Genomic DNA, 4,881 nt, shown 5'->3' on the forward strand with positions numbered 1-4,881 from the left:
AAACTCGATTTATGGATGGTGTGGTACTCCTATCAGTTGGATTTTAAAGTCGCTGATTACATCTCGTTATGCGATGTTGTCACATTGTGGACGTGGAAAGGAGCGGATCTGGCGATTCTTGATGAGAATATCAAAAAATTCATAGAGAAGACTCCCGGCAAACGGCGTCTGTCTGGTTGTTACATGTGGAACTACGGCGAGTTCAAGCCTCTTACGAATCAACAAATGCAGGATCAGCTTGACTGCTATTATCGCTATATCAAGAAAGGCGACATCGAAGGTGTCGTATTATGTTCCAACTGCATCGCTGACATCGGTTTGGAAGCCGTGGACATCACCAGGCGCTGGCTCGACACCGTCGGGGAAGAGGAAATATAGTCATCCAACTCTCTGCACAAGGGAACAGCGTGACTGTTGATTTTAATTTTTGACCAGAAAAATAAAAACAAGGAGAAATGGAAATGAGTGCGCCAAGTGAAGCTGTGTTATGCGAGCTGAATAAACGAATCAGTCCGATCAAAGGCTAACCACCGGGTCGGCACGGAACTCTGCGCATAGGGAGACAACGAACTCTGTGAAGCCAGAGGGAAGGGGAGCGCAAATCAATGCGTTTTCCCTACCCCTATCGTTAAAATTAGACTTTTGCAACTGAATCGAGAGTATAAACAGGAGGTGGGAAATGGAATCGTATTTTGAAAAACCAGAGGAGGGTAAGAAAGTGTGCAGACCTGACGCGGATACTTGCAAAGAAACCGTTAAGCCCTCAGGCAGTCAAACCGTGGGGCACAACAAGTTCACCATCATAGAGCTTCTGGTAGTGATCGGAATAATTGCAGTCCTCGCCTCAATGTTGCTTCCTACGCTCAACAAGGCTCGCGAAAAAGCAAAAGCAATTAATTGCTTATCCAACCTCAAGCAAATTGGTGTGACAATGACTTTGTACGCCGGAGATTTTCAAGGTTTTATTCCTCCTTATTACAATGCGTCCAGCGACAAAATGTGGGCTGAGACTTTAGTAAACAATGATTATTTGAAAAGCACCAAAGTTCTGGTTTGTCCATCGGTTGCACCTTTTACATATACAGGACGCAGCAATACCTATGGAATGAGAAGGATCGGTTATACCACATCAAGCATGAATATATCCGCAAGCCCAATACTTGTCTACCAGGGGGGCTTGGGCGGGAAAAATTTCACTAATCCGTCAGAAGCAATTATGGTCAGTGATTCTATTCGCAGCAGTGATGGAACAAGTAGCGGAACACTAACCCAGTTTTATTATACCGGCTGGTATGTAGCTTCTTTATATACGACTGGTGATGGTGCCGCTTATGCTGCTCATGTGCGCGGCGCAGTTAATTCGGTATTTGCCGACGGTCATGCGGTTCCGGCAGACCGTTCAATTATTGCTACAGCAAAAACTCAGACCTATTATGAATACCAGACCTATATTTTTACTTATGTAGGAGGAGCGCTGGCTCCGTAATTAAGTTTTGCGTAAAAAGATAACACTAGTAATTAGAAAGTGACAGAGAAATCTGTTGATAGAGTGTTATCCTCCGAGTTTTGAGACAATTTTAGATAAAAACGAGAATGAATGAATTTTATAGAAATAAGGGAAATGTCAACTTCGTAATTCTGAGGAATTTAGAGTTATGCAATTGGCTCAATTCTTAAAAAGGATAAACATGAACTACTTAAAATTATTTTTTATTGTCATCGCATTTTTTCCTCTCTACAGTTTCGCCAATATGATCAAGAATGGCGGTTTCGATGAATTTACTGATAGCGGAAAACTCAGCGATTGGACCTGTACCATTATTGGCGCTGAGCCGGATACTGTTGCCGAGGACAAGAATGATAAGATCGCCGGAGAGGCGGCTCTCCGTATCTCACAGCAGGAAAAAAACACGTTCAGTCAAGTCACTCAAACTATTCCAGTTCAGAAAAATAAAAAATACGTGGTGAGCGGATTTGCCAAAGTATCGGGCATTGAAGTAAAAGGTGCGGGGCCTAGAATTTTCATCACGGACGGTAATTCCACCAAGGAGCTGGTGCATTTTGATATTAAGAACACCAACTGGGAACGCTTCCGCTTCGTTTTTGACAGCAAAGATTTTGATTCGATCCTTTTTCGTTGCTATCTGCATTTAGCCCAAGGTACGGTATGGTTCGACTCGCTTTCAATGGACGAGGAAGGAGCAACAGTAGCAGTACAAACACAGGCTGCGGCAATTCCCCCAGAAAAAAATGTTAGCCACAGCACAGGCAATATTTTAATAAATTCCGGTTTTGAAACAATTGATGATAATAACAAACCGCAAGCATGGGAATACCTGTACGATGATGGCCCTGATAAGAACGCGGTAACCATTGATAAAACGATTAAATATGCAGGCAATAACTCCCTGTGTATCAGCCAAAAAAGCCAGGAATCGTTTAGCCGAGCCCTTCAATCTATAAATGTAAAACCAAACACTTGGTATACTATCAGTTTCTGGGCCAAGACAATAAATATCAATGCAAAAGGCGCAGGGGCTCGTGTCATAATCAATGACATTAATTCAAAAACAACATTAGCTTCCATTCCCATCCTATCGGAGGAATGGAAAAAATTCAGTCTCGCTTTCAATACAAAAGAATACGATAAACTGAAAATCATTTATTATCTGCACCTTGCCAGCGGTACGGTCTGGCTTGATGAAATAAAACTAGAAGAAGTAGATAAAACCAAGGTTGACAATGTAGTTCAGAACGGTGATTTTGAAGACGGTTCTGCTGAAAAAATAGAGGCATGGGCAGTGTCCGCCAAGGGCCTTACTGTTGGGCTATCTGAAAAACAAAAAAGCAGCGGAGCGCGATCTCTATACATCTCGGGAAAAGGTTTGGCAGTCTTAGACAGCGCGCCGATTTTATTCGACCAGATTGAAAATTTTGATACCTGTCAACTCTCATTTGATTATTTGCCGGTTTCGTTCAGTGGGAAGGAAGAAGTTGTGGTAATCTTGAAATCCTGTGATGCTTTCGGAAAAGCACTGCCGGTAAAGCGACTAAAATTAAATCTGGAAAAATCCGTCGGGTTCAAAAAGTTTGAGCAGGAAATTGCCATTTCCCCCTTGTCCGCGGAAAGTCATATTGAAATACAGGCCGATTTTCCGTCAGCCGCCGAATTATTCATAGATAACATATTCCTAAAAAAAGAGACGAAAGGAAAAGCTGGTTATCAATGGCAGGCGGAATGGATACGCCCGGAAGGTAAGGATCATGTAACCGGAAATATTTATTACCGCAAGATATTTACGGTTGAAGAAAAGCCAAAGTCAGCCTGGCTGTTCCTGACCGCTGATGACATGGTATCCAATATTTATGTGAACGGCACGCTTCTGTCCAGAGGCAAAAATTTCACAGAAGTATTTCTCGTAGATAAATATGAACTTTCCAAATACCTTGTGGTAGGGGAAAATGTTCTGGCCGTGGAAATATATAATAAAGCAGATTTTGGCGGGCTGTTGTGTGACTGCACCATTACGTTTGAAAGCGGAAAAAGCATGCTCATCAAATCGGACAATACTTTCAAATCAACCACGGTATTATCTCCGGGGTGGGAGAAAGTGACCTTCAACGATGATTCCTGGTTGGGGCAACATTCATACGGTACGCCACCTGCCGCTCGCCCTTGGGGGCATATCGCGCACCCAGATCTATCCACCAATAAACCGCAAGTGGAAATCGTGGAGGCACACTTCCCGGATAAAATTGAACCCGACAAAGAAACCGGTTTTAAGATCGAATTCAAGCCTGATACCTCCATGTTTGAATTTTCGGTTACGATTGCCACTGAAAATTATTCCTTCACTTTGCTGAAAAAATGCCTGACCGACCTTGACGTAAAAGGAGTTAATTCATTTTGCGGCACTATCAATGTTCCAAGTTTCATTTCCAAGATGGGAAATTGCCGTTTGGAAATCGAAACTCAAAAGTTCGGTTTGTATGGCTCCAGAAATATCAGTATTGAAGGGGGAAAATTCACAAAACCGGTCACCCTCATTCCGAGCAATAAAGACAGCGGACTGGCTGAAACGCATGTCATTATCAAGGCAGGCTCAATACCAACATTGTCCATCAACAACCATCAGGCAACGACCTTGCACCATTTTACCGGCGAAAAACATACATTTAACGAGGAGAAATTAGGAAATTGTCGTGATAATAATATCCATTTATACTGGGCTATGATTGCAGGTAAGTGGGGCTATATAGATGAGGGAAAATATGATTTTTCTCAAATCGATGATTTCTGCCTGAAACTGCTGTCTGTTGACCCCCATGCTTACTTTGTTTTAATGCCCACAGTAGACGGGAAGCGGCAAATGTTGGACTGGACTAAAAAGCATCCAGAAGAGCTTGCAAAAGACGATGCTGGCAATCAATTCATTTTTGATCAACCCAATCTCGCTACTCCAAGCTTCGCTTCCACGCGCTGGCTGAGTAACCAGCAAAACAACGTTAAAGCCATTGTTGAGCATGTTAGTCGTGCGTCTTACGCCGACCGAGTCATCGGTTTTACCGCTGATGCCGGGCAGGGTACGGAATGGACTCAGTATAACTGGTACAAAGGAAACTGCTTTCTTGATTACAGCCCACCATTTTTAAAAGGCTTTCAGGTCTGGCTGGAAAAAAAGTATCATAGTATTGATCAGCTGAATAAAATATGCGCTAAAAACTATAAAGCATTTAGTGAGATAGCGCTGCCAACTAAAGAAGAGCGCTTAACCGGAGCGACTTATTTTCTTTTTATCGAACCTCAAAAAAACCAGCTCCTGATTGATTATCGGCAGTATTTTTCCGAGAATACGGCGGATGCGATTTTGACGTTAGCAA

Annotated in this window: 3 protein-coding genes; all 3 read left to right on the plus strand. The window is 42.8% G+C overall.

The window, feature by feature from the left end; genetic code table 11:
- The coding region (locus tag WCW66_06880) for a hypothetical protein (GenBank protein MFA6392427.1) at positions 1 to 378 on the plus strand (378 nt) is incomplete at its 5' end.
- Between the two features lie 301 nt (positions 379 to 679).
- A complete protein-coding gene (locus tag WCW66_06885; GenBank protein MFA6392428.1) occupies positions 680 to 1,486 on the plus strand; it encodes a hypothetical protein in 807 nt (268 codons plus the stop codon).
- A 202-nt stretch (positions 1,487 to 1,688) separates the two neighbouring features.
- Positions 1,689 to 4,881 (plus strand): carbohydrate binding domain-containing protein (locus WCW66_06890; GenBank protein ID MFA6392429.1); only part of this gene is annotated, 3,193 nt, incomplete at its 3' end.

This window comes from Patescibacteria group bacterium, from assembly GCA_041664365.1.
Taxonomy (GTDB): domain Bacteria; phylum Patescibacteriota; class Patescibacteriia; order UM-FILTER-42-10; family UM-FILTER-42-10; genus JAHJEX01.

Bases quoted from the DNA above. Each gene is read 5' to 3' on its own strand.
- WCW66_06885 (MFA6392428.1), top strand. From the start codon at position 680: ATGGAATCGTATTTTGAAAAACCAGAGGAGGGTAAGAAAGTGTGCAGA.